This is a genomic window from Bilophila sp. (assembly GCF_057864385.1).
Window position 1 is genome coordinate 42199 of sequence record NZ_DBMAFI010000009.1, and the last position, 23008, is coordinate 65206.

General features: G+C 59.9%; 23 protein-coding genes and 1 pseudogene. 22 read left to right on the plus strand and 2 right to left on the minus strand.

Features of this window, described 5'->3' with window-relative positions; genetic code table 11:
* Positions 1-30: 30 nt before the first annotated feature.
* The 17 genes and pseudogenes from ACZM8Y_RS04475 (at position 31) to ACZM8Y_RS04555 (ending at position 14377) form a co-directional block, all read left to right on the plus strand.
* Positions 31-168, plus strand: coding sequence for a hypothetical protein (locus tag ACZM8Y_RS04475; RefSeq protein ID WP_302553898.1), 138 nt, complete (start codon positions 31-33; stop codon positions 166-168).
* A gap of 401 nt (positions 169-569) precedes the next feature.
* The gene (locus ACZM8Y_RS04480; RefSeq protein ID WP_487479859.1) at positions 570-1793 is read left to right on the plus strand and encodes a DUF2325 domain-containing protein; all 1224 of its coding nucleotides are present in this window, start codon (positions 570-572) and stop codon (positions 1791-1793) included.
* The gene (locus ACZM8Y_RS04485; RefSeq protein ID WP_302553896.1) at positions 1790-2221 is read left to right on the plus strand and encodes a peptidylprolyl isomerase; all 432 of its coding nucleotides are present in this window, start codon (positions 1790-1792) and stop codon (positions 2219-2221) included. The genes ACZM8Y_RS04480 and ACZM8Y_RS04485 overlap by 4 nt, the downstream gene beginning before the upstream one ends.
* A gap of 24 nt (positions 2222-2245) precedes the next feature.
* Positions 2246-2692 carry a flavodoxin gene (locus tag ACZM8Y_RS04490; RefSeq protein ID WP_302553895.1) on the plus strand — a complete coding sequence of 149 codons (447 nt, stop codon included), beginning with the start codon at positions 2246-2248 and terminating at the stop codon, positions 2690-2692.
* A gap of 153 nt (positions 2693-2845) precedes the next feature.
* Positions 2846-3307 (plus strand): Fur family transcriptional regulator, encoded by a 462-nt coding sequence (locus ACZM8Y_RS04495; protein WP_302553894.1) that lies wholly within the window; start codon positions 2846-2848, stop codon positions 3305-3307.
* 139 nt (positions 3308-3446) lie between these two features.
* A complete protein-coding gene (hutW, locus tag ACZM8Y_RS04500) occupies positions 3447-4841 on the plus strand; it encodes a heme anaerobic degradation radical SAM methyltransferase ChuW/HutW (RefSeq protein ID WP_489501601.1) in 1395 nt (464 codons plus the stop codon).
* Positions 4842-5008: 167 nt separating this feature from the next.
* A pseudogene (locus ACZM8Y_RS04505) lies at positions 5009-5128 on the plus strand (TonB-dependent receptor plug domain-containing protein); the annotation flags it as partial.
* 107 nt (positions 5129-5235) lie between these two features.
* Positions 5236-6987 carry a TonB-dependent receptor gene (locus tag ACZM8Y_RS04510; RefSeq protein WP_489501602.1) on the plus strand — a complete coding sequence of 584 codons (1752 nt, stop codon included), beginning with the start codon at positions 5236-5238 and terminating at the stop codon, positions 6985-6987.
* 136 nt (positions 6988-7123) lie between these two features.
* The gene (locus ACZM8Y_RS04515; protein WP_479859737.1) at positions 7124-7675 is read left to right on the plus strand and encodes an MptD family putative ECF transporter S component; all 552 of its coding nucleotides are present in this window, start codon (positions 7124-7126) and stop codon (positions 7673-7675) included.
* Positions 7653-8435 (plus strand): energy-coupling factor transporter transmembrane component T family protein, encoded by a 783-nt coding sequence (locus tag ACZM8Y_RS04520; protein WP_302552713.1) that lies wholly within the window; start codon positions 7653-7655, stop codon positions 8433-8435. Before ACZM8Y_RS04515 ends, ACZM8Y_RS04520 begins: the two co-directional genes overlap by 23 nt.
* The gene (locus tag ACZM8Y_RS04525) at positions 8435-9838 is read left to right on the plus strand and encodes an ABC transporter ATP-binding protein (RefSeq protein WP_487479856.1); all 1404 of its coding nucleotides are present in this window, start codon (positions 8435-8437) and stop codon (positions 9836-9838) included. Before ACZM8Y_RS04520 ends, ACZM8Y_RS04525 begins: the two co-directional genes overlap by 1 nt.
* 132 nt (positions 9839-9970) lie before the next feature.
* On the plus strand, positions 9971-10504 hold the full coding sequence (gene hutX / locus ACZM8Y_RS04530; RefSeq protein WP_302552711.1) for a heme utilization cystosolic carrier protein HutX: 534 nt from the start codon (positions 9971-9973) through the stop codon (positions 10502-10504).
* Positions 10501-11013 (plus strand): flavodoxin family protein, encoded by a 513-nt coding sequence (locus ACZM8Y_RS04535; protein WP_308771895.1) that lies wholly within the window; start codon positions 10501-10503, stop codon positions 11011-11013. The genes hutX and ACZM8Y_RS04535 overlap by 4 nt, the downstream gene beginning before the upstream one ends.
* Positions 11014-11095: 82 nt before the next feature.
* Positions 11096-11734 (plus strand): MotA/TolQ/ExbB proton channel family protein, encoded by a 639-nt coding sequence (locus tag ACZM8Y_RS04540; protein ID WP_302552709.1) that lies wholly within the window; start codon positions 11096-11098, stop codon positions 11732-11734.
* Entirely contained in the window at positions 11727-12113 is a 387-nt protein-coding gene (locus ACZM8Y_RS04545) for an ExbD/TolR family protein (RefSeq protein ID WP_302552708.1), read from the plus strand. Before ACZM8Y_RS04540 ends, ACZM8Y_RS04545 begins: the two co-directional genes overlap by 8 nt.
* Positions 12082-12927, plus strand: coding sequence for an energy transducer TonB (locus tag ACZM8Y_RS04550; protein WP_489501603.1), 846 nt, complete (start codon positions 12082-12084; stop codon positions 12925-12927). Before ACZM8Y_RS04545 ends, ACZM8Y_RS04550 begins: the two co-directional genes overlap by 32 nt.
* Before the next feature lie 823 nt (positions 12928-13750).
* Positions 13751-14377: a class I SAM-dependent methyltransferase gene (locus ACZM8Y_RS04555; protein WP_482331506.1), complete on the plus strand. Its 627-nt coding sequence runs from the start codon at positions 13751-13753 to the stop codon at positions 14375-14377.
* Between the two features lie 462 nt (positions 14378-14839).
* Here ACZM8Y_RS04555 and ACZM8Y_RS04560 read toward each other — a convergent pair whose 3' ends face one another.
* Together ACZM8Y_RS04560 and ACZM8Y_RS04565 are read right to left on the minus strand one after the other, a co-directional pair.
* Positions 14840-15400, minus strand: coding sequence for a metal-dependent transcriptional regulator (locus tag ACZM8Y_RS04560; RefSeq protein ID WP_302552705.1), 561 nt, complete (start codon positions 15398-15400; stop codon positions 14840-14842).
* Between the two features lie 24 nt (positions 15401-15424).
* A complete protein-coding gene (locus tag ACZM8Y_RS04565; RefSeq protein ID WP_302552704.1) occupies positions 15425-16798 on the minus strand; it encodes an MATE family efflux transporter in 1374 nt (457 codons plus the stop codon).
* A 393-nt stretch (positions 16799-17191) separates the two neighbouring features.
* On the opposite strand from ACZM8Y_RS04565, the gene ACZM8Y_RS04570 reads away from it, so the two are divergent.
* The 5 genes from ACZM8Y_RS04570 to ACZM8Y_RS04590 all read left to right on the plus strand — a co-directional run bounded on the left by ACZM8Y_RS04570 (position 17192) and on the right by ACZM8Y_RS04590 (position 22853).
* Entirely contained in the window at positions 17192-17425 is a 234-nt protein-coding gene (locus ACZM8Y_RS04570) for a FeoA family protein (protein WP_302552703.1), read from the plus strand.
* On the plus strand, positions 17422-19671 hold the full coding sequence (feoB, locus tag ACZM8Y_RS04575) for a ferrous iron transport protein B (protein ID WP_302552702.1): 2250 nt from the start codon (positions 17422-17424) through the stop codon (positions 19669-19671). The genes ACZM8Y_RS04570 and feoB overlap by 4 nt, the downstream gene beginning before the upstream one ends.
* 211 nt (positions 19672-19882) lie before the next feature.
* Positions 19883-20131: a DUF6110 family protein gene (locus ACZM8Y_RS04580; RefSeq protein WP_005029800.1), complete on the plus strand. Its 249-nt coding sequence runs from the start codon at positions 19883-19885 to the stop codon at positions 20129-20131.
* A gap of 179 nt (positions 20132-20310) precedes the next feature.
* A complete protein-coding gene (locus ACZM8Y_RS04585) occupies positions 20311-22413 on the plus strand; it encodes a heavy metal translocating P-type ATPase (protein ID WP_482333306.1) in 2103 nt (700 codons plus the stop codon).
* Positions 22410-22853, plus strand: a complete 444-nt coding sequence (locus ACZM8Y_RS04590) for an HMA2 domain-containing protein (RefSeq protein ID WP_337431532.1) — start codon at positions 22410-22412, stop codon at positions 22851-22853. The genes ACZM8Y_RS04585 and ACZM8Y_RS04590 overlap by 4 nt, the downstream gene beginning before the upstream one ends.
* Positions 22854-23008: the final 155 nt, after the last annotated feature.

The window sequence follows — 23008 nt, forward strand, 5'->3', positions numbered from 1 at the left end:
ACAGCCATAAGATTTGCCCTGCCATAGCATATGGCTGTTTCATCTCCGCAGCATGGCGAAAATACGGGCTTTTTATCGGGTTTTCCCCTGGCGGGCTTCATGGCTGGGCATTTTATTTGGTTATTCCTTTGGAACTTCAAGAAAAAGGCATCAGCCGTTTCCTCTTAAGTGCAGACTGTTATGGGTATCCCCTGTATGGAAAGATGCGAGGGGGGGGTAACCTTTTGCCGTTCTGATGGTTTTGGGGGGCGTCAAAGGGCGCAGGGGTACGGTTTTTCTCCCGGCGTTTGTCTGGAATCTTGCCTGCCGTGGGTAGCCTCCAATGGGAGCCTGCTCAGGGAGCGGTTCAGAGATGCCATTGGGCCTGACAGGGGAAGCGCCGGAAAACTGTCTATTATAGTTATAAAATACGGTATATTATGTTTTGTAAGGGGGCCGTCTTCGGACAGCCTCCTTTTTGTTTTGCCGAAAAGGAAAGGGGGGAGCAGAGAAAAAATATATTATTGATCTTGACTTTCATTTTCATATACGGCAGATCTGTTTCCAACAGAACGGAATGGAGGAACGCTATGAGTTGGTTATCTCAGACAGCGGACGCGGAACCCGCGTTGGATGTTGCGTCGCCTGTTTCACGGGCTGTTCATGGCATATGGGAAGCGGACGAGCTGTTTAAATGCCCGCTTGTCGGTATGGGGATCACGCTTGCCGAACAGAAGCATCTCTTGAAGAAAATGTCGCTTCCGGCGATCGAACTCACGCCGTTTGAGATGCATGAGCTGTTCGTCAACGCCGCCGCCACGGAAAACCCTCTGTCCCGGAAGATGAGCCAGTTGCTCCGCCGGAAGTACGAACGCGAGGCCGTCCCGCTGCGGCTTTTGAGTGAAGAGGACTTTCTCGCGCAGTGGAAGAAGGCATTTTCCATTGGTTCGTATGTGGGGTTTTTGTGGGCGGCGGCCACGCGCGAGCTTTCGGATGAAGCCCGCCGCACGGTCTATGGCGCGGTTCATATGGCCATGCACAGCGTCGCGGAGGAACAGACGCGCACCCGGCGTTTTATCGCCGAACTGGAACGCAAGAACGAGCAGCAGGCCAACCGCATCCGGCTGTTGAAGGAACGCGAAGCGGCTTCGCGCAGCGGCATGGAACAGGCGGAAGAAGGCAGGCGTGCGCTTGCGCAGGAAAATGCCGCGCTCCGGGATGAACGCAACCGCCTGAAAGCCGAACTGGACGCCATGTATGAGGCGTCCACGGCGTTGTGGGAAATCAGGGGGCCGGAACTTGAAGCGGAGAACGAGAACCTCCGGGAGGCGCTCGCATCGCTGACGCAGCGTTTCGAGAGCCAGCGAGAACTGGTCAATTCGCTGCTCAAGCAGGGAAGGGCCCGTTTCGAGCAGGGGGCTGGCGCAGCCGCTGATTCCTGTGGAACCTGTTGCGGCAGGGACTGCGACGAGAGCTGTCCTTCTTTCGATCTGTGCAGCAAGCGGGTGCTCATCGTTGGCGGCGTCGAGCGTATGGAGTCGCTGTACCGCGAGTTTATCGAAGGGGGCGGCGGCGTCCTCGATTATCACAACGGTTCCTTGCAGGGCGGCACGCGCCAGCTTGAGCGGAGCCTCAGGCGTGCGGACATCATCCTCTGCCCTGTGAACTGCAACAGCCACGGCGCCTGCATCAAAGTGAAGAATCTGGCGAAGAAGCACAACAAGACGTTTTATATGTTGCCGAACGGGAGCCTGAGCACCATTTCCCGCCTTTTGGGGAACGAGGCCGCCCGGCAGGAAGGAGAACGTGCATGAGCACCGATTTTCAGATGAACTACCATCACAACAAGGACAACCTGCATGTGAAAGTGCAGGGCATTTTTGACGGCAACTCCGCCCATGAACTGCTGAACCTCTTTTTGAGGGAATACAGGTGCGGCGGCAGAGTGTTCGTCGATACGGCGGGGGTAAGCGAAGTGTTGCCGTTCGGCAGCAAGGTGCTGCAGGCGCGTTTGTGCCAGACGCCTGTTCCGGCGTCGCAGTTGTTCTTTAAGGGCGAAAACGGGTTCAGCATGGCGCCCTCCGGGAGCCGTGTGCTTATCGTGCCGCCCCGCAAGAAAAAAAGCGGATGCTGTGGGAAGTGTGCGCACTGCACGTGCCACGGCGAACACGGGCACGGGCATGAGCATGGGCACGGGCACGGAGGGTGCGGGTGTCGCGGCGAACACAATCACGAACATTAACTTTTTTCCAAGTGGAGCTTTTTCATGAGCAATGTACTTATCGTTTACGGGTCCACCACCGGCAACACGGCGGATATTGCCGAATACCTCGGCGGGCGCCTTCGGGCTGCGGGGCATGTCGTCGATGTCCGGGATGCCGCCGACGTTTCCCCGGACGGCCTGTGTGAAGGCCGGGATGTCGCGCTGTTCGGGTGCTCCGCGTGGGGGACTGATGAAGTCGAACTTCAGACGGATTTCGAGCCGCTGTTTGAAGCCTTTGATCGTATCGGCGTCAAGGGCGTCAAGACCGCGTGCTTTGCGAGCGGGGACAGCTCGTTTGAGCATTTTTGCGGGGCGGTGGACGTCATCGAGGCGCGTTTGAGCGAACTCGGCGGCATCCAGATTCAGGAAGGCCTGAAGCTCGACGGCAATCTCTCGTCGAACGAAAGTGATGTGGAAGATTGGGCCAACCGGCTGTTGGCGGCCCTGTAACCGCATTTTTTTATACAAATATATTGAAAATGAAATTCAATTATAATAGACTGTGGGCGAGTTAGGCACTCCGCAGCCGTTAAGCCTGAAGCGCGGGCCGGAGTGCAGGGCCCGCGCTTTAATCTTTTTTGAACCGTTATGTAAGGGTGGGGTATGTCAGGCGGACAAGTCCATGTTGATCCTGAGACGATGTTTACGCGCTTCCTGCGCGGAAAAGGTTGTCACAACACGCAGCAGCGGCGGGCCATCGTTTCCGTGTTTTTTCAGGAGGAGGGGCATCTGACCATTGACGATCTGTACGGCCGGGTTCAGCGGCATGATCCGACGGTGGGGCAGTCCACGGTGTACCGCACGATGAAGCTGTTGTGTGAGGCCGGGCTTGCCAAGGAAGTCTCTTTCGGCGGGGGCGTCGTCCGGTATGAGCAGGCCAGCGACTGGCACCATGATCACCTCATCTGCGAGCGTTGCGGCAAGAGCATCGAGGTTGTCGATCCCAAGATCGAAGCCTTGCAGGAGCGCCTTGTCCGCCAGTACGGATTTACGCCCACGCAGCACAGGCTGTACCTGTACGGCATTTGCCCGGAATGCCTCGCCGGGCAATCTTCTTCAAAATAGGTTGTAATAAAAAGCATTCCATTTTTCGGTAAAAACGGTTGACAGGCCGGGGGTGGAGTGTGTACATCTGCGGCCGGAAAGTTCGACTAGTAAAACTTAATATTGTTCAATGTACTTTTGATGAGAACCCGGAGGGGTCATGACTGAAATCCGATTGGAAAAAAGCCTTCCGTCCGAGCAGGAGCGGGTAGGGCAGCCGGGCGTTCCGGTTGAAGGGATCGAGCGCTACTTCGCCAAGGAAGGGGTTGATCCGCTGCCGTATGCGTTTGAAGGCAAGATCGCCGTCCATCCCGGCCTCGGCGGTGCGCGCGTGGAGAAGCAGGACTTTGAGGCGACGCTGGAACCTCTGCTGGCGCAACCGAGGAAGGGAAAGACCGTAGCCTACATCCATGTGCCGTTTTGCGAGACGCACTGCCTGTACTGCGGCTTCTACAACAAGGCGTACCGCAAAGACGAAAGCCGGATCTACGCCGACGCGCTCATTCAGGAGCTGCACCTGTGGCGGGGGCGCCCCGGACAGGATGCCGGGCCGGTACACGCCGTCTATATGGGCGGGGGCACGCCCACGGCACTTCAGGCGGACGATCTCCGGCGCATTTTGAAGGAAGTCCGCGCCGTGCTGCCGCTCGCCAACGACTGCGAGATCACGGTGGAAGGGCGGCTGTCGAATTTCGGCCCTGACAAGATGGAAGCCTGCTTTGATGGCGGTGCGAACCGTTTTTCGCTTGGGGTGCAGAGCTTTGACACGGAGATCCGGCAGGCGATGGGCCGTGTGTCCGATCGCGATACGCTGATCCGGCAGCTTGAGCTGTTGCAGAGCTATGATCAGGCCGCCGTCATCGTGGATCTCATCTACGGCTTCCCCATGCAGACGATGGATCGCTGGCTGGCGGACATCGCCACGGCCCAGTCGCTCAAGCTCGACGGCGCGGACTGTTACCAGCTCAACGTGTACCGGAACACCCCGCTTGCCAAGGCCATTGAGAGCGGCCGGCTTCCCGCCGGGGCCGACATCCCCATGCAGTCGGCCATGTTCGCCGCAGGGGTAAAGGCCATGCAGAAGGGGTTCTTCCGCCGCCTTTCAATCAGCCACTGGGCCCGGACGTCGCGGGAACGCAACCTGTACAACCTGTACGTCAAAGGCCGTGCCCACTGTCTGGCGTTCGGCCCCGGCGCTGGCGGCAATCTGGACGGGTTCTTCTACCTGAACCAGTCGGACTACCGCGCGTGGCAGGAAGAAGTCCGGGCCGGAAGCAAGCCCATCGCCATGCTGTTCCGCCCGTTCCCGCAGGGCAAGCTGTTCAAGGCCATCGCCGAGGGGATGGAGCAGGGCTGGCTGGACATGCCGGGGCTGGAAGCGGCTTATGGTATCCCGGTGGGCGAAATATGGAAACCCGTGCTTGAGCAATGGGAGCGGGCGGGTCTTGTCGAACGGGACGGGGCCTTTGTCGTGCTCACGCTCGCCGGGCAGTTCTGGCAGGTGAACCTTTCACAACTGTTGCTTGATTATCTCAAGCGTTCTTTGGAGGACTGATGTTTGTAAGGAAGATGCTGGCCCGCGCCTTGCCGTTGACGGCGCTGGGCTTGGCGGCGTGGTGCCCCGCGTATGCCGTGGAGGAGCCGATCAAAGCGGACGACGTGTACGTGACGGCCACGAGGGTGGAAAAGGAATTGCAGGACGTTCCCATGAGCGTTTCCGTCATGACGAGCGAGGACATCAAGCGTTCCCCAGCCCGGACCATCGGCGAGCTTTTGCAGGACATTCCGGGTGTAGAAATCAACAATTCCGGCGGGCAGGGCTTTAAGCGCATATCGATCCGCGGCGAAAGCCCCAACCGGGTGCTGATCCTCATCGACGGGCAGAAGCTCGTGGAAAACAAGTCGATGGACGGCACGCCCCTGTTGTCGATCCGTCCAATGTGGAGCGCGTGGAAGTCATCAAGGGCCCCGCGTCCGTGCTCTATGGCTCGGAAGCCATCGGCGGCGTGGTCAACATCATCACCAAAAAGGGCGGTGATAAGCCGATTCAGGGCGAGGCGTCCGTGGCCTACAACGGCGCATCCAACGGTTTTGCCGAATCCCTGTCGGCTTTCGGCGGCATGAACGGATTCAAATACCGCGTGTCCGGCTCATACAGCGATCAGGGGAACCTGCGCACCCCTGACGGCGAAGCGCCGAATACCTCCTTCCGCCAGAAGGAAGGCAGCGCGTTCCTGAGTTATGACTTTTCCGACAAGTTCACGGTCGGCGGCGGGCTGGACAGCTTCAAAGGTTCCATCCATGCCGGAAGCATGGAGCCCGGTTATGAAGATTTTGCCGTGAACGTTCCCAAGTGGCAGCGCGATAAGGTCTATGCCTTTGCCGAAGCCAAAAACGTGACGCCGTGGCTTTCCCGTGTGCGCTTCGATGCGTTTTGGCAGGAGAACGAAAAGGAAATGACCAACGAGGTGAACACGGATCCGGTCATTACACAGATGCCGCTGGTCGTCACCAACAATGCGGATAACCGGAACAAGCAGCTCGGTTCTTCGTTGCAGATGGACTGGGCCATCGGTGACAACCATTACCTGATCACCGGATATGACATCAGTTATGATACACTGAAGGCCGATACGAGAGCTGCGGCTTCCACTTCTGTGGAGCGCATCCTTGCCACCGGTATCTTGGACGGTGCGCCTCCTTTTGCGCAGCAGATCGCGGCGGCGTCTATGGCAAAAAGCATTCCGTACACCTCTACGGCCTACCACGAGGGTGACATGCTGACCAACGCCCTGTATGCACAGATGGAGTCGGTTCTGCCCGCCGATTTTACGTTGAGCTACGGGGTGCGGTATACGTGGGTTCAGTCCGAGATGAAACATGCCGAAGGGAGCAAGACCAATTCCGAAGGTACGAATCCGTATGATGTGGGTACGGAAAGTTCCTCGAACAATTCCCGGCCTGTCTTCAACGTGGGCCTTACGTGGTCGGGCATCCCGGATCTGACGCTGCGGGCCACCTTTGCGCAGGGCTTCCGCGCTCCTTCGCTGCAGGAAAAATATGTGATGTCCGCGATGGGCGGCGGGACGATCCTGCCGAACCCCGGTCTCAAGCCGGAAACCTCGAACAGCTATGAAATCGGGGCGCGGTATGTCCACGATGGCCTGTCGGTAGACGTCGCGGCCTTCTATTCCGATGCGGACGACTACATTTACAACTCCACCATCAATGCGGCGGAGCAACTCTCGCGCTATGTCAACGTCTCGTCGGCAAAGACCCACGGGGTGGAACTGGCGGCGAGCTATGATTTTGAAAACGGCCTCACGCCGTATGTTTCCGCGACATGGATGCGGCGCAAGTTCGACTACGGCACGCTGACCACATGGAAAACCGGCGTACCCGAATGGTCGGGCAGGGCTGGTGTGCGCTTCAAGCACGCCCTGAGCGAAAATGTGGACTTCAACGCCGACGTGTACGGGCGGTTCTCCTCGAATTCCATCGAGGAAACAACCGAAGAAGAGACGTTCCATTACAACAACTGGCAGACGGCGAACGTGGCTTTTGGCTTCGACTTTGGCGACGAGAAGCAATATTCTGTCACCGCCGAAGTCCTGAACCTCTTCGACAAGCGGTATCGTCAGGACGACAGCATTTTGGAACCCGGCCTGCACGCCAACATCAAGTTTGGGATGAGATTCTGATTTCGTGAGAGAGTTTGTACTTTTGTATTGAAATTGAATTTCATTTAGATTATCAAAAGCTCCTCCCGCGCTGCACGGCAGCGGACGCCCACGGCATGGCCGTGCGGCGTCAGGCGGAGGAGAGGAAGGAAAACGGATGCCGTCACAGGTTTTCAACCGTCATTACTGGAGCGCGCAGGAACTCGTCGTCCTTGGCGTTTTCTCGGCTGCCGCCAAGCTTTCCACCCTGCTGGTCGCGCTGGTGGGGGGAGGGATGAACCCGGTGAGCCTGCTCGCCAAGAACCTCATTTTCACCACGCTGCTCGTGGTCATGCTCTACAAGGTGCGCAAGCCGGGGACATTGGCCCTGTTTGTCCTTGTGAACATGCTCATCAGCATGCTTCTGCTTGGCGGCAGCGTGACGCTTCTTCCGGCCATGCTGCTGGCGGCGGGATGCGCCGAGGCTGTGATGGCCTGCTCCGGTGGGATGCGGAAGCCGTGGGCGCCCGTGCTGGGCGTCGCGGTGTATGATCTCACTTCAAAAGTTTTTTCACTGGGCGTCTCGTGGCTGTTCATGCGCGAGAGCCCGGCCTTGTTGTATGTCATCGTTCCCATTGTGGTCATTGGCTACGTGGGATCGCTGTGCGGGCTTTTTTCCGGCGTCCGCGCCGTTCGGGAGCTGCGTCATGCAGGCATTGTCCGTAACTAAGGGTTCCGTCTGGGGTGGCGGGCTGCACGCGGTGGATACGCGGGCGAAGATGTTCGTCAGCCTGCTGGCGTCCGTGGCTACGGTGGCCCTGTCCGCTGTTGAGCCGCAGATGGTGCTTTTCGGCATGTCCCTGGTGTATGCCCTTGGGATGCGGCGGTTCCGCATCCTGCTGATCGGGTATGCTGTCCTTGTCGGCATGTCGCTGCTGGCTATGGGCTGTGCGTTCGGGATGAGCCTGCTGATCCCGTCCATGCCCCCGTTTTCGGCGGTGTCGCTGGTGGTGCCGTTCCTGCGCATGGCGACGATGCTGAACGTGATCCTGCCGCTGGCCTTTTCCTGCCGGGTGCAGAGCCTGCTGACCTCCCTGAAGAGCCTGCACCTCCCGTTTTGCCTGTATCTCCCGGCGGCGGTGATGATCCGCTTCATCCCCACGTTTTTGCATGACGTCAAACAGGTTTCGGAGACGCTTCGGATACGCGGCTGGCGCATGACCCCGTGGAATGCCTTCCGCCATCCTGTACTGATGATCCGGCTGGTGTTCACGCCGCTGCTGTTCCGTTCGCTGAAGACGTCGGAAGAGCTGGGCATCGCCGCCGAACTCAAGGGCCTCGGCTACGGCGAGGGGATGCGCCCTTACCGTAAGCTGGTCTGGAAGGCGTCCGATACGTGGCTTTTGATCGCGGCCTGTCTCGTGGCCGTTGCGGCTGTGCTGTGCCAGAATGCCGTGGGGTGGGCTCCGCTGGAAGGGGGGATGCGCTGATGATCCGTTTTAAAAACGTGACCTACACGTATCCGTTCCAGACGCGCCCGGCGGTTTCGGATATTTCGTTTTCGGTGCGGCCCGGCGAACTGGTGCTGTGCACCGGGGCCAGCGGCTGCGGCAAGTCCACGCTGATGCGCCTCGCCAACGGCCTGTGCCCCCACTATTTCCAAGGGGCGCTGGAAGGGCGTGTCCTGATCGGCGGCGAACCGACGGACGCCCGGCCCATCAACGTCATTGCGCGGGAGGTCGGGACGCTTTTTCAGGATCCCGAACAGCAGTTTTTCGCCCTGAATGTCGAGGACGAACTGGCGTTCGCCCATGAATGGCAGGGCGTTTCGCCTGAAGACATCGCCGCCAAGATCGATGAGGCGGCGCGGGCCTTCCGGCTTGGGCCAATCTTGTCTTCCTCCATCCACGAGCTGTCCGAAGGGCAGAAACAGAAGGTCGGGCTGGCCTCCATCCTTTCACAGGGGCCGAGGGCCCTTATCCTTGATGAGCCGAGCGCCAACCTCGATCCCGAAGCTACCGAGGATCTGGCCCGCAAGCTCGCTGAACTGAAAGCGCGGGGCATGGCGATCCTTGTGGTGGATCATCGGCTGTACTGGCTGGAAGGCATAGCGGATCGCGTGCTTGTCATGCGGGAAGGCCGGATTGCGGAACGGGGCGGTTTTGGCCTGCTGTATGACGACGCCCTGCGCGAGCGGTGCGGGCTGCGCGCCGCCCGTGTGGACGATCCCCGCCGCACGCTGCCGGACTGTGCGGCGGAACGGCTGGAGCCGGGTGAAGGCGGGCTGGCCGTTTCGGGCCTGCGGTTCGCGTACCCCGGAAAGCCGGCCCTGTTCGACGGTGTGGACGTGTCGGTTCCGGCGGGCGTGACCGCGCTCATCGGGGACAACGGCACGGGCAAGACCACGCTCGCCCGCCTGCTTACCGGCCTGAACGCCGCGCAGGAAGGGCGGTTCGCCATCGCGGGGAAGCCTGTCCCGGCGGCGAAGCTGCTTTCGAGAGTGGGGATCGTGCTCCAGAACGCGGATCACCAGCTTCATATGAAGACGGTGCGGCAGGAGCTTGAAGTCAGCCTGTCGCTGGCGGGATACGGCGCGGACGATGTGCCCGGCCTGCTGTCGCTGTTCGCGCTGGAAGGGCTTGCGGAACGCCACCCGCAGTCGCTTTCCGGCGGCGAAAAGCAGCGGCTTGTGATCGCCTGCGCCTTCGCCAAGCGCCCGGACGTGCTCATCCTCGACGAGCCCACCAGCGGCCTTGACGGGCGCAACATGCGCCGCATCGCCGACGCGCTGGATCTGCTCGCGGGCAGGGGGGCATGCGTCCTTGTGATCACCCATGATCTCGAACTGATGGGGCTGTCCTGCGCTAGGGCGCTGCGGCTGCCTCTCTCATAGCGGGTGCGTGCGGAGGGAATGCTGCCGGAAGCGAAGCCTTCTGGGGCCCCACATGAGCCATTTTTTCCGAGGCGTTTCAGACGAAGCGCCGCGGGAATGGGAATAAACGGAAACCAAACGGGAGAACGAAGTATGACGGCATCGTGTTGCCAGAAGACGGAAACGCTGGGCGAGTCCATCGCCACGGCCCTGCGGGAAAAGAAGCCGGTGATGCTGGCAAGCCTTGCGGAACGCTTCGGCGTTTCGGAACTGGAAGTCGCTGAAGCCCTGCCGGATGATGCGCGGGCCTTTGCGGGCAAAGACGCCTTTGATACGGTCTGGCAGACTCTGACCTCATGGGAAAACGCCACCTTCATCATGACGCATTTGGGCACCGTCATCGAAATCAAGGGAAAGATACCGGAAGGCAGGCACGGGCACGGTTATTTCAACCTGTCCGGCGGCAGCGGGCTCGGCGGGCATCTCAAGATCGACGATCTTGGGCACATCTGTTTCCTGTCGCTGCCCTTTATGGGTTTGGAAAGCCATTCCGTACAGTTTTTCAACGCGGCGGGCACGGTCATGTTTTCCGTGTATGTGGGCCGCGAAAACCGTCAACTCATCCCGGCCGCGCGCGAGTCGTTCTTCGCATTGCGTGAGGCCGTGGGCACAAAGGAACTGTCATGAAAGCTCTTGTCGTTTATTCGTCCCGGACCGGGAATACCCGGAAAATCGCCGAAGCCATCGCCGCCGTCCTTCCCGGCTGTGAGATCCATCCTGTGGAGTCCGCTCCCGCGCCTGAAGGGTACGATCTGGTCGCCGTAGGCTACTGGGTGGACAAAGGCATGCCCGACGCACAGGCCAAGGCTTATCTGGAAACGGTGCACGACACGAATGTGGCCCTGTTCGGCACGCTGGGCGCATGGCCTGATTCCGATCACGCCAGGGACTGCATCGCTCAGGGCGAGGCTCTGGTGAACGCTCCCGAGCGGGGGAACAAGGTGCTCGGCACCTACCTGTGTCAGGGCAAGGTCGATCCGAAGATCGTCGCCATGATGCAGAAAGTGGCTTCCGACGTGCACCCCATGACGCCGGAACGCAAGGCACGCCTTGAGGAAGCGGCCAAGCATCCCGATGAGGCCGACTGCCTCCGGGCGCAGGAAGCCTTCAAGGGGTTTGCGGGACAGGTGGCCTGACGGCCAGAAACATCAACGGGGCTTCGGCCCCGAAACCGGAAGGGCGGCTCTGCCGCCCATACATCGTGTTCAGGAAACGCTCATGAATCTTGCCTCAATTTATGCGTCCATAGGCCCGGCCGGTGTTGCGCTGATTTTCGTCGGCTGCGCGGGATTGTACCTCGCGCTGCGGAATCTTCTGTATCTGCATTTCGTTTGGCGCGACTTTAAGCGGGATTTTCTTGACATCGAACATCAGGAAGGCCGCTGTATGCGCGACGTATGCGATAAGAGCGACAATCCGCTGATCGCCATCATCCGCGATATCGTGAAGACCCACGGGGGCCACTCCGAGGACATCCGGGCCGAAGTCGCGTACCTGTTCCACCGCAATTTCGAGCAGGTCACGAAAGGCCTGTGCTGGCTGAGGCTCATTTCGGTGGTATCGCCGCTGCTCGGTCTGCTCGGAACCATCCTCGGCATGGTGACGGTGTTCCGTACAATCGCGGAAAACAGCGCCCCCAACGCCGCACAGTTGGCGGCGGGCATTTGGGAAGCGCTCATCACCACGATCATGGGCCTGTGCGTCGCAATCCCCATGCTGATGTTCTATTATTATCTGATGCTCAAATTTAAGGGCTTCCATATCGAAGCCGTGGAGCACAGCTACCGTGCGTTGGAGCTGTGCGGCGGCGCGAAGCGGGAAGCCCGGCCTGAACCACGGGGGACGAGCCATGAATGATTTCGACGAAGATGCGAGCATCGATTTGACGCCGGTCATCGACGTTATATTCATGCTCCTGATTTTCTTCATTATGACCACGACATTCAGCAAACCGGTGCTGGATATCGTGCTTCCGGCCTCGGAGACCGCCGAGGAACCCAGCCGCAAGAACGCGGAACTGTTGATTTCGGTAAAGGCCGACGGGACTATCCACTATCAGGATCAGCAACTGACGAAAGAGGCGTTGACCGCCGTGCTTGAGACGCGGCCCGAAGCGCTGCTGAATCTGTACGTCGACGAAAAGGCCCCTTTTGAAGCGTTTGTCGACGTCATAGACATCGCCAAGCTGAAGAGAGGAGGACACTTTGTTATCAGCACGCAGCCAAGTGAGCGTTAGGCCCCTGTACGGGGTGGAGGAATTCCGCAAGAGCCGCAGCATGGCGGGCAGCATGACCGGAGGCTTTGTCCTGCTGGCCTTGGCCGTGTGCCTGATGACCCCCTCCGTCAAGCTCCTCACGCCGCCGAAAGCCCCTTCATCCGTCATGTTGATGCGCGTGATCCGCCCTGAGCCGAAGCCGGAGGTGAAACCCGTTCAGCCGGACGCCATGCGCAAGCTGTTGAGCCCTGAATCGGAGATGACCATCCCCGTGCCGCCTCCGGTCGTTGAGCGGCCCAAGCCTCCGCAGGAGGCGCCCAAAACGGTGGCTCCCGAACCCGTGAAGCCGAAACCGGTCAAGAAGGCTCCTCCGGTGAAAAAAAAGCGGCCGGTGGTTCAGCAGCCGCAGAAGCCCGTGCCGCCTTCCGCCCCCGTGGGCAAACCGGTGGAGGCCCCCCCTTCGGCTACGCCGGGGACGGGTGTAGCCTCCGTGACGGCGGTCGCGCCTCCGGCTATGGTCGGGGGGACGGAGGAACGGCCGGACGACAAGAGCAAGGCGCTGGGGACTATCCTTAACGCCCTGAATCGCCATAAGCGGTATCCCCGGCAGGCGCGGCGCATCGGCGCCGAAGGGACGGTACAGCTTCTTGTGACGATCTCCGCCGACGGAAAGGTCAGCGCGTGCTCACTCGGTAAGGGCAGTGGTTTCGGCATGCTTGATGCGGCCACCGAGCGGCTCGGCGAGAAGCTCATCGGCCTTGATGTGCCCTCGGTTCGTGGAGGAAAAGGCTTTCAGGTGCTGGTGCCGGTGCGCTACTCGCTCAAGGATGCCTGATCAGGCCCCTGTTGCCTCGCCGGATCGGAGCGCCTCGATGTGGGTGCTCCTCTTGGCGTATGGGCCGTCGGTTCCGCAAGGCTCCGTATGAGGAAATGTTGAGGGGTATTCGGATTGGGGGCGTTCGCTCTGGTAAGGGAGGCCCCCCGGATTCCCCAACGCCTAGGGGGAGGGCCCTGTTGTGCCGGGTTTTCTGCCCGTGGACAATATTGGCTCTGTCATAGCATATGGTTTTTTTATTTCAGCAGGATGCTGAAAAGAGAGACTTTTTCTCCAATTTTTCCGCTGACGGACTCCATGATGGGGGAACTTTATTGGTTATGCCTTTGGAATTTCAAAAAATAAAACATCAACCGGTTCCTATGGCACAGCCACAATATTTCGGACGCCCTCGATCTGTTGGGGGAAGGCTCTTTGTAAAAGGCTGTGTTCTAGAAAATGGTTGATGCTTTTTTTCCTTGAAACTCCAAAGGGATAAGCGGAAAATGCCTTAGCTGTGGAGCCCGCCAAGGGGAAAACCGGAAAAAAGCTCTATTTTTCACCGCACTGTGGAGATGAAACAACCACATACTATAACGAGCCTCGTAAAATAGGGGTTATTCCATCTTCGCCATATGGTAAAGGGAAGCCTTTTTCCTTCAGTTTCCCCCGTTGGTGGATTCCGCGTCTGAGGCGTTTGGGGCTATCCCTTTGGAATTTCAAAAAAGAAAGCGGCAACCGTTTCCTATGGCACAGCCTTGGGAAAAAGATGGTATCCGAAAACGAGGCTTGTTCCATGTGATGCGGAGCAGGGCGGGATCAGCCGGATAGACGAGGAGGGTATATGCACCGTTTGTTGCGTGCGTTTTTTCAGAATGCCCGGAAGCCTGACGGCGCAGCCGGAAGGGTTATGCTGTGGGCCATGAACTGGGGGCACGCTTCGCTGGCAAAGTGGGGGCGGGCGCATGTGTCGCCGGATCCCGATGCCCGTGTACTCGATATAGGATGCGGCGGAGGGGCGAATCTGGCGCAGTTCCTGAAGCTTTGCCCGCAGGGGCATGTCTGTGGGATTGATTTTTCTACCGAGAGCGTTGCAAGCAGCCTTCGGAAGAACGCCGGTGCCGTCGCCGCCGGGCGCTGTGAAGTACGGCAGGGGGATGTTTCCCGGCTGCCGTATGTCGATGGTTCCTTCCATCTCGCCACCGCTTTCGAGACGGTCTATTTCTGGCCGGATGTGCCCGCCGCCTTTGCCGAGGTGTTCCGCGTGCTCAGGCCGTCTGGCATATTTTTGATCGTAAACGAAGAGTCCGGGGATTCCCGGTGGTGCGCCATTGTGGATGGGATGCGGACGTATGCGGCGGACACATTGACGGAATGGCTGCATGCCGCCGGATTTGACGACGTCAAAGCCGACATCAGGGAAGACGGGGCGCTGTGCCTCGTTGCGAAGAAAGCCCCTGATTCCGTCTGAGAGGCCAAGGCGACAGAACCACAGCGGGGCAGGGGAGCAACCTAAAAAGAACGGGAATATTCATACGGACGAATATTCCGGGTCTTTTCCGCGTGTTGGGGCCAAAGCCAAGCGCGAAGCCTTAGGGATGTGTTGTTAGTTAGATATAATCTATTGAAACTATTTAATTATTTTTTATATCTGTCATAGTGTTGGTTGCTTCATCTCAACAACACGGTGAAAATGCAGGCTTTTTCTCAAGATTTTCCCTTTAGCGGAATCCATAGCCAAGGCATTTTGCCGGTTATTCCTTTGGAACTTCAAGGAAAAAAGCATCAACCATTTTCTAGGACACAGCCTTATTTTTAAAGTCAGAAAAATATTTTAAATAATATCACATGATTATATGTAAATTGACGGCACGGTAGGGTGTCCCCGCAGGGCGTACCCCATGCGTGGTGGAGCCATATTATCGGTACTTTGTTAACGGTACTTTTTCCGCAGCTCGTCCTGCCCCATCATCTGGGTGCGCATGGCGAGCATGGGCGGCACGTTGCGGACAAGATCCCTGTCCGCATTGGCGGACTGGATATGTTCCAGCCTGATTTCTTTGTAGTCTTCCTGCCAGTTTTTCCAGTTCTCCTCGCGGCTCCGCAGGTACAGGACAAATTGCCCCAAACGCCGGATGACGTCGGGCGGGATGACATGCTCCAGTTCACAGGCCACGTCGTTGGAGACGCTCGGCCCCAGTTGGAGGATATGCTGGAAAAATTCCTGAATGACGATATGCCTGTGGGCGATGTCCCTGCCGATGTGCATCCCCGCTTCCGTCAGGTGGACGAGGCTGTAGGGCTCATAGTCTACATAGCCCATGCTTTTCAGCGCCTTCAGCGTGCTGGTGACGGTGGAACGGGACACGCCCGCCGCCTCCGCGATGGAACTGGCACGGGCCGCGCCTTCCCGGATTTCCTGATAGAAGATGATTTCTAGGTAGTTTTCCAGCACAGGTGAAAGCTGTCTGGCGTCATTCCGCTCTTCGGGCATACCGCATTCTCCTCTTGTGGCTCGTCAGGCATTCTGACGCTTTCGCATGCCGTATTCAAGCCATTTTTTTCCGGCATAGAGCCGTGCGTACCAGAATGCCGAACCCGCATTCGCACAGAGCATGGCGGCGTAGATGCCGACCGCTCCGAAGGCGTTGCCGAGTGCCCACGCCAGCGGAAGCTGGAACGCCCACATGGTCACGCAGTTGACTTTGCAGGAGACGCGTGTGGCCCCCGCCCCGGCGAAAGCCCCGTTCACAAGCATGGAATAGGTCTTGAGCGGTATGCCCGCGCACGCGAAGACGAGGAACTGCGCCGCTTGCCGGACTACCTCAGGCTGTGTGGACAACAGCCCCGCCACCGGCCCCCGGAACAGGAACAGCAGCCCCGCGCCGATTCCAAGCGCAAGGGCGGCTGAAAGGGCGAGCCGTTGGCCGAAACGGAACAGGGCTTCGAGCCTGTTCGCACCGATCAGATGCCCGCTCAGGATGGTGACGGTCATGCTCAGCGCCGCCGTGGGAAAGGTCAGAAAGCTTTCCACCCGCGAGCCGAGGGTCATCCCGGCAAGGACCGGCACCATGTCGCCGGGCAGCCCCGTGAGCAGCGACAGGATGACGAGATTCCCCATGTGGCCGGCCAAGGCGCCGAGGGCGGACGGCCCGCCCACCTTAAACAGGTAGGGCATGGCGCGCCGGGCCCACCGCCACGGGGCGAGGGATGCGCGTGTCAGGATGCCGTGCCGGACGATGGCGCACAGGTTGCAGGCGAGCCCGAGCAGGGCGGCCCCGAAGGTGCTCCACGCGATCCCCTGATATCCGTAATTGGGAAGGCCGCACAGCCCCAGCCCGAAACCTGCGCTGCCGATGAGATTGCCGACGGCGACCACGGCGATGGCGATGAGCGGGAGGCGAACCAGCTTGTAGGCCCGGAATACCGAGTTCAGCATGATCAGGGTGTAATAAAACGGCAGTTGGCAGCTATAGGCAATGATAAAGGTTCTGACCACGGGCTCCATTTCGGGGGAGACGTGCATGAGCCGGAGCGTCAGGGGCAGGCATAGAAGGCTTGCCGTTGCGATGACTGTGCCCGTAAGCCCGGCAAGCCCCGCAATCAACGCCGCGTACCTGCGGGCGCGCTGTTCGAGCCCGGCCCCAAGCGCTTGGCTGATGGTCGTCAGGCAGCCGCTTCCGGCAAGGGAGGTGATCAGCATGAGGAGGGTAAAGACCTGTGAAACGATGCCGAGCGACGCCTGTACGGATGCGTCCAGCCGTCCCGCCACCCAGAGATCCGTCATGGAAACGGCGAGATGGCACAGCATCATGCCGAGCTGTGGCACGGTGAGGGAAACGAGTTCCCGGGCGGTTGGCAGGGCATTGTTCGGCGCGGCGTTTGTAAGCATGGATTCCCCCAAAAGCCGGGAAGTAGGTCAAAAGTGCTTATTTGTCAAATAAAGTTTGACTAATCAATCTTTAAGTTTTTCCCTGAAAAAGGCCCGCTCCAAGTTGTTTTGGCTGGGGAAATGGCCTTGCTGCGTTTTCTAACGCGCAGAAATCGCATGCTATAGAAAAGTGCAGACATACAATTGAAAGTTTTTCTCACTTATATTGACAATACTTTTCAAGAATGGCATCTTTCCCCCGTTCCGGGAGGGCTCGCATCAGGGGGGTACAGACCCCGTGAAAGTCCCCCGGCGGAAAACCGTAACGCACGCAGTAAACTGCATGCGCTGGTGAAGCAGAGTGTTGTCTGGTTTTCTTAATAAAGAAAATCAAAATCAATCTTGGAGGACTGTATGCGGAGGATAGGTTTGCGCCAGATGCAGGCGGGGCAAAAGGGCAGCATCGTCAGCGTGAATGCCGACGGCGAGCTCGGGCGGCGTATCCGCGACATGGGGCTCATCCCCGGTACGGATGTGGAAGTTGTGGGCCGCGCGCCGTTGCGTGACCCGGTTGCACTGCGGCTTTTTGGGGTCACGCTGGCCCTGCGGAACCGTGAAGCCGATTATATCACTGTGGAGGTCGCATGAGTCAGGCCCATGCCGATTGCCCGCACTGCCGTCAGGACGGCGGCGGGGCGAAGCACATCGCGTTGAAAGAGGTTCGTATTGCGCTGGCGGGGAACCCGAACTGTGGAAAAACCACGGCGTTCAATGAATACACCGGAACCCATCAGCATGTGGGGAACTATCCCGGCGTCACCGTCGATAAGAAAGAAGGCTATGTTTCCATCGACGGCGTCGAAGTCCTGATGGTTGACCTTCCCGGCACGTATTCCCTGACGGCGTACTCGCAGGAGGAAATCGTCACCCGTGCCGTGCTCGCGCCTGAAAAGGCCGAGGAAAAACCCATGGCGGTCGTGGATCTGGTAGACACCTCCGCACTTGAGCGCAACCTGTTCCTTACCGTCCAGATCATGGAAATGGGCCTGCCGGTCGTGCTGGCCTGCAACATGATGGACGAAGCCCGCAAGGCCGGCATCCACGTGGACACGAAGGAACTGGGCAAGCAGCTCGGCATCCCGGTTGTGGCGACCGTGGCGCGTTCCGGCGAGGGCCTCAAGGACGCCCTGCGCGAAGCCATCGCCTTCGGCCGCCGGGGGAGCGCCCCGCTGAACATTTCCTACGGCCCGGATCTCGATCCGGTTCTCACCAAGATGGAGCGGCTCCTTACCGAGAAGGGGCTGCTGACGGATCGTTATCCTGCCCGTTGGATCGCCTTGAAGGTACTGGAAAACGATTCCGAAATCCTGAAGCAGGTGGAGCGTATGCCCGATGTGGCCGCACAGCTGCGCGCCGACCGGGAAACCGTGGCCGAACATCTTCGGGGTACTTTGCAGACGTCGCCCGAAGCCATCATTGCCGACTACCGTTACGGCTTTATCCGCGGGGTGCTGCGCAGCGGGGCCGTCCGGCGCGAATCGGCCAAGGATCGCCTTGAGCTGTCCGACAAGCTGGATAAGGTGCTGACCAATACCCTGTTCGGCCCCCTCATCATGCTTGCCGTGTTGTACGCCATGTTCCAGCTCACCTTTGTGATCGGCGCGTACCCGCAGGGGTGGGTCGAGGAAGGCTTCGGCTGGCTTGGCGAAACCGTAAGCAATCTGATGCCCGACGGCTTCCTCAAGTCGCTTATCGTCAGCGGCGTCATCGACGGCCTTGGCGGTGTCATGAGCTTCGTGCCGCTTATCGTTATTATGTTCACGCTGGTTGCGATTCTCGAAGACTTCGGCTACATGGCTCGTATGGCTTACATGCTTGACCGCGTGTTCCGCGCCTTCGGCCTGCACGGGGCTTCCGTCATGCCGTTCATCATTGCGGGCGGCATCGCGGGCGGCTGCGCCATCCCCGGCGTCATGGCCACCCGCACGCTGCGCAGCCCCAAGGAAAAGCTGGCGACCCTGCTCACGCTTCCTTATATGGCGTGCGGAGCCAAGCTCCCCGTGTTCCTGCTGCTGGTGGGCGTGTTCTTCCCCGAAAACCCCGCCCGCACCATGTTCCTGCTGACGCTGGCAGGTTGGGCCGCCGCGCTCATTATGGCGCGCATCATGCGCTCGACCATTATCCGCGGCGAATCCACGCCGTTCGTCATGGAGCTGCCCCCGTACCGCATCCCCACCCTGCGCAGCGTGCTCACCCACTGCTGGGAACGTACATGGATGTATCTCAAGAAGGCAGGGACTGTGCTTGTCGCCGTCTCCATCCTGATTTGGGCGAGCATGACCTTCCCGACGCTGGATCCCGAACAGGCCGCGCCGCTGGAAGCGCAGATCGCCACCTTGCAGGAGCAGGTGGACGCCTTGCCCGAAGGGGATGAGGCCCGCGCTCCGCTGGAGGAAGAACTGGCCGCTGTGCAGGCGACCCTCGCTGAAGAAGCCCTCCAGTACTCGTGGGCGGGACGGCTCGGCATGGCCATCGAACCCCTGACCAAGCCCGTGGGCTTCGACTGGCGCACGGACGTGGCCCTGATTGGCGGCATCGCGGCCAAGGAAGCCATCGTTTCCACGCTCGGCACGGCCTATTCGCTTGGCGAGCAGGATCCTGAAGAAGCGACGTCGCTGGCGGAACGCCTTGCGCAGGATCCGAATTGGAATAAGGCGACGGCGCTGTCCCTCATGCTCTTCGTGTTGCTGTACTCCCCCTGCTTCGTGGCCCTCGTGGTTATCCGTCAGGAAGCGGGCAACTGGGGTTGGGTTGCGTTCAGCATGATATTCAACACCGTGTTTGCGTACGGCGTGGCGGCGGCAGCCTATAGGATCTGCATGGCTGCTTTGTAGGCCTCTTTTGAAAGGCTGTGCTATAAAAATGGTTGATGCTTTTTTCCTTGAAATTCCAAAGGAATAACCGGAAAAATACCTTAGCCGTGGATTCCGCCAAGGGAAAAACTGGAGAAAAGGGCTGTATTTTCATCGCACTATGGAGATGAAACAACCGCATGCTGTAACAGAGCCTGATGAAAAACGAAATTCCACATCGAAGGAGAATGTTATGAACGAGAACATGAAGTACGGCTTGTTTTTCCTCGGCGGCTTGGCCCTTGGTGCAATCGGCGCGGTGGCGGTGAGCAAGGGCAAGCTCGACCTGAAGCCTATGGCCGCTGATCTGCTGAGCCGTGGCATGGACGTCAAGGACGCGGTGCTCGCCAAAGTGGAAACCGTGAAGGAAAATATGGACGATATGGTGGCCGAAGCCCGCCACGCGGCGGAACAGCGCCGGGAAGCGAAGGAAGAGGCCTAGCCTCTGTTTCCCGCGGGCGTTTAGCCGGTGCTCCCGGTAGGTTTCCCCCGAAAGAGGGGCAACTCCGGGAACGGAAGCGCAACGTCCTCCCCCCCCTCTCTTACGCCTCCGGGACGGCTTCATGCCGCTCCCGGAAGGCGGGCGGCCTTCCCCCGCCTTTCCTCCAAAAAGGAATTCCCATGCAGTTTTTTATTGTCCATGATGTGCCGGGGCGGGTCCGTCTGCGTGCCCGATCCGGTTTCAGCCTCCGCAAGGCGCAGGTCCTTGCGGACAGGCTCGACGCCGTCGACGGCATCGAAGGGGTGCGCGTCAATCCCCGCACGGGGAGCGTGCTTCTCTTGTATGCCACCGAGGAAGCGAAGCGGGCCGCGATCCTGTTGCTGGCGGTGCCCGCTTCGGAACAGCCTTCCGGGGATGTCGCCGTGTGCGGCGAAAACCTCCCCGAACCGGCCGGAAGGCCCAGTTGGGGGCCTTTCCTCCGCTATATTTTTATCCGGCCGTTTATGCCGGCCCTCATTCGGGTGGCTACGGCGGTGGCGGCCTCCGTCCCCTTTATCCTCAAAGGGGTTGCCGCGTTGTGCCGCGGACGCCTCAGCGTGGATGTCCTTGATGCCGCCGCCATCAGCATTTCCCTGCTGCGCCGCGATTTCAAGACGGCGCGCTTGCTGACCCTGCTCCTTGGCTTCGGTGAAGCGCTTGAAGCGTGGACGCGCAAGAAGTCGCTGGATACCCTCGCCCAGAGCCTTGCGCTTGATGTCGATACCGTCTGGGTGCGGCGCGAAGGCCGGGAGATGCACGTCGCCATCAGCGAGTTGGGCGAAGACGATCTGGTCATTGTCCGCACGGGTTCCGCCATTCCGGTGGACGGTGTGGTGGCTGAAGGCGAGGCCTCGGTCAATCAGGCTTCCATGACCGGAGAGCCGCTCGGCGTCCTGCGCTCTCCCGGTTCGTCGGTATACGCGGGAACCGTGGTTGAGGAGGGCGAGATCGCCATCCGGCCCACGGGTGTGGGCGACGGCACGCGCCTTCGGCAGATCGTCCGTTTCATTGAGGATTCCGAAGCGCTTAAGGCAGGGGTGCAGGGCAAGGCGGAACGGCTTGCCGATGCGGTGGTGCCGTTCAGTTTCCTGCTGGCTGGGCTCGTCTGGCTGGTCACCCGCAATCCGGCCCGCGCCGCTTCCGTCCTTCTTGTCGACTATTCGTGCGCACTGAAACTTTCCACCCCTCTGGCGGTGCTTGCCGCCATGAAGGAAGGGGTGGGGCGCGGCGTCCTCGTCAAGGGCGGGCGGTTCCTCGAATCTCTGGCGGCGGCTGACGCCGTGGTCTTCGACAAGACCGGTACTCTTACGGAATCCCGTCCGCGTGTCGCGGAGGTGATCCCCGGCGAAGGCTACGAACGGGACGATATCCTGAGGACGGCGGCCTGTCTTGAGGAGCATTTCCCGCATCCCGTCGCCCGGGCCGTCGTGCGGAAGGCCGAGCAGGAGGGCCTGCACCATCAGGAAGAACATACCGAAGTCGAATATGTGGTGGCGCACGGCATAGCCTCCCGTCTGCACGGCAAGCGCGTGCTGCTTGGGAGCCGCCATTATATCCACCACGACGAGGGTGTGCCGGTGGATGGCATGCGGGACGACATCGAACGCCTGGCCCGTGAAGGCCGTTCGATCCTCTATTTGGCTGTGGATGGGAAACTGGCCGGGCTCATCGCCATTGAAGATCCGTTACGGCCTGAGGCTGCTTCGGTTATCCGTAAGCTGCTCGGCCGGGGAATCCGTGTCGTCATGCTCACCGGGGATGACGAACGCACCGCCGCCGCTGTAGCTGAGCGGTTGGGCATCAGCGAGTACAGGGCGCAGGTGTTGCCTACGGATAAGGCCACGGTGATCCGCAGTCTTCAGGCGGAAGGCCACACGGTGGCCATGCTCGGCGACGGGATCAACGACTCTCCGGCGCTGTCCGCCGCCGACGTGGGGGTGACCCTGAGCGACGGTGCGGATCTGGCTCGGGAAGTGGCGGATGTGGTTCTGACGGAAGGCCGTCTTGACGGGCTCGTCACCGCGGTGGATCTGGGCAAGGCCGCCATGCGGCGCATCCGTACGGACTTCGGCCTGATCATGACCCTGAATACCCTGTTCCTCGCGTCCGGGTTGGCCGGTTTCCTCCAGCCGGGGCCCTCGGCACTCCTGCATAACCTGACGACGGTGGGCGTGTCCCTCAACGCCATGCGTCCGATGCTCAAAGCGGGCGCGGAACCTCAACTTGAGGAGGTCTCGGCATGAGCGAAATCGAATCGTACATTACGAGTTTTGTGGATGGGCGGGTACGCCTGCGCCATCCTTCCTTGAAACGGGCGGAGGACGCCGAACAGGTTCGCGGTTTTCTGGCCTCATTGCCGGGGATGCTGCATGTGACGGTGAACAGCCGTACCGGATCCCTGTTGCTGGAATACGATCCGGCCCAGATCAGCCGGGAAGACTTAGTGGCCCTTGCCGGGCAGTGGGCGGATTTCGCCTCCGCCCAAGATGGGGCCGCGGCACCCCGGAAGCGGCACTTCAGCAGGGCTAAGGCCATCCGGTTCACGAACCGGGGCATGTTGGCGACGCTTGCCGCATCCCTCGCTTTCGGCCTTGCCGGACGGGAACGCGGGCACATCGTGGCGGGGGGCTTGTTCCTCCTCTTCAACCTCGCCCATCTCTATACCTATAGAAAGGCCCTGTAGCCTTCAAAGACGGGCTCTCACGCTCATCGGGAAGCTCGGCTGGCGACGGTGTCGCAAGCCGAGGCCATGCTTTGCGTCCTCATTCCGGCGGGCGGTCAACCATAAACGGGCCATCGGCCCTTTCCATGAACCTCAAAGGCTCCATATCAGGAAGA

Bases quoted from the DNA above. Each gene is read 5' to 3' on its own strand.
- ACZM8Y_RS04475 (WP_302553898.1), top strand. From the start codon at position 31: ATGGCTGTTTCATCTCCGCAGCATGGCGAAAATACGGGCTTTTTATCG.
- ACZM8Y_RS04480 (WP_487479859.1), top strand. From the start codon at position 570: ATGAGTTGGTTATCTCAGACAGCGGACGCGGAACCCGCGTTGGATGTT.
- ACZM8Y_RS04485 (WP_302553896.1), top strand. From the start codon at position 1,790: ATGAGCACCGATTTTCAGATGAACTACCATCACAACAAGGACAACCTG.
- ACZM8Y_RS04490 (WP_302553895.1), top strand. From the start codon at position 2,246: ATGAGCAATGTACTTATCGTTTACGGGTCCACCACCGGCAACACGGCG.
- ACZM8Y_RS04495 (WP_302553894.1), top strand. From the start codon at position 2,846: ATGTCAGGCGGACAAGTCCATGTTGATCCTGAGACGATGTTTACGCGC.
- hutW (WP_489501601.1), top strand. From the start codon at position 3,447: ATGACTGAAATCCGATTGGAAAAAAGCCTTCCGTCCGAGCAGGAGCGG.
- ACZM8Y_RS04515 (WP_479859737.1), top strand. From the start codon at position 7,124: ATGCCGTCACAGGTTTTCAACCGTCATTACTGGAGCGCGCAGGAACTC.
- ACZM8Y_RS04520 (WP_302552713.1), top strand. From the start codon at position 7,653: ATGCAGGCATTGTCCGTAACTAAGGGTTCCGTCTGGGGTGGCGGGCTG.
- ACZM8Y_RS04525 (WP_487479856.1), top strand. From the start codon at position 8,435: ATGATCCGTTTTAAAAACGTGACCTACACGTATCCGTTCCAGACGCGC.
- hutX (WP_302552711.1), top strand. From the start codon at position 9,971: ATGACGGCATCGTGTTGCCAGAAGACGGAAACGCTGGGCGAGTCCATC.
- ACZM8Y_RS04535 (WP_308771895.1), top strand. From the start codon at position 10,501: ATGAAAGCTCTTGTCGTTTATTCGTCCCGGACCGGGAATACCCGGAAA.
- ACZM8Y_RS04540 (WP_302552709.1), top strand. From the start codon at position 11,096: ATGAATCTTGCCTCAATTTATGCGTCCATAGGCCCGGCCGGTGTTGCG.
- ACZM8Y_RS04545 (WP_302552708.1), top strand. From the start codon at position 11,727: ATGAATGATTTCGACGAAGATGCGAGCATCGATTTGACGCCGGTCATC.
- ACZM8Y_RS04555 (WP_482331506.1), top strand. From the start codon at position 13,751: ATGCACCGTTTGTTGCGTGCGTTTTTTCAGAATGCCCGGAAGCCTGAC.
- ACZM8Y_RS04560 (WP_302552705.1), bottom strand. From the start codon at position 15,400: ATGCCCGAAGAGCGGAATGACGCCAGACAGCTTTCACCTGTGCTGGAA.
- ACZM8Y_RS04565 (WP_302552704.1), bottom strand. From the start codon at position 16,798: ATGCTTACAAACGCCGCGCCGAACAATGCCCTGCCAACCGCCCGGGAA.
- ACZM8Y_RS04570 (WP_302552703.1), top strand. From the start codon at position 17,192: ATGCGGAGGATAGGTTTGCGCCAGATGCAGGCGGGGCAAAAGGGCAGC.
- feoB (WP_302552702.1), top strand. From the start codon at position 17,422: ATGAGTCAGGCCCATGCCGATTGCCCGCACTGCCGTCAGGACGGCGGC.
- ACZM8Y_RS04580 (WP_005029800.1), top strand. From the start codon at position 19,883: ATGAACGAGAACATGAAGTACGGCTTGTTTTTCCTCGGCGGCTTGGCC.
- ACZM8Y_RS04585 (WP_482333306.1), top strand. From the start codon at position 20,311: ATGCAGTTTTTTATTGTCCATGATGTGCCGGGGCGGGTCCGTCTGCGT.
- ACZM8Y_RS04590 (WP_337431532.1), top strand. From the start codon at position 22,410: ATGAGCGAAATCGAATCGTACATTACGAGTTTTGTGGATGGGCGGGTA.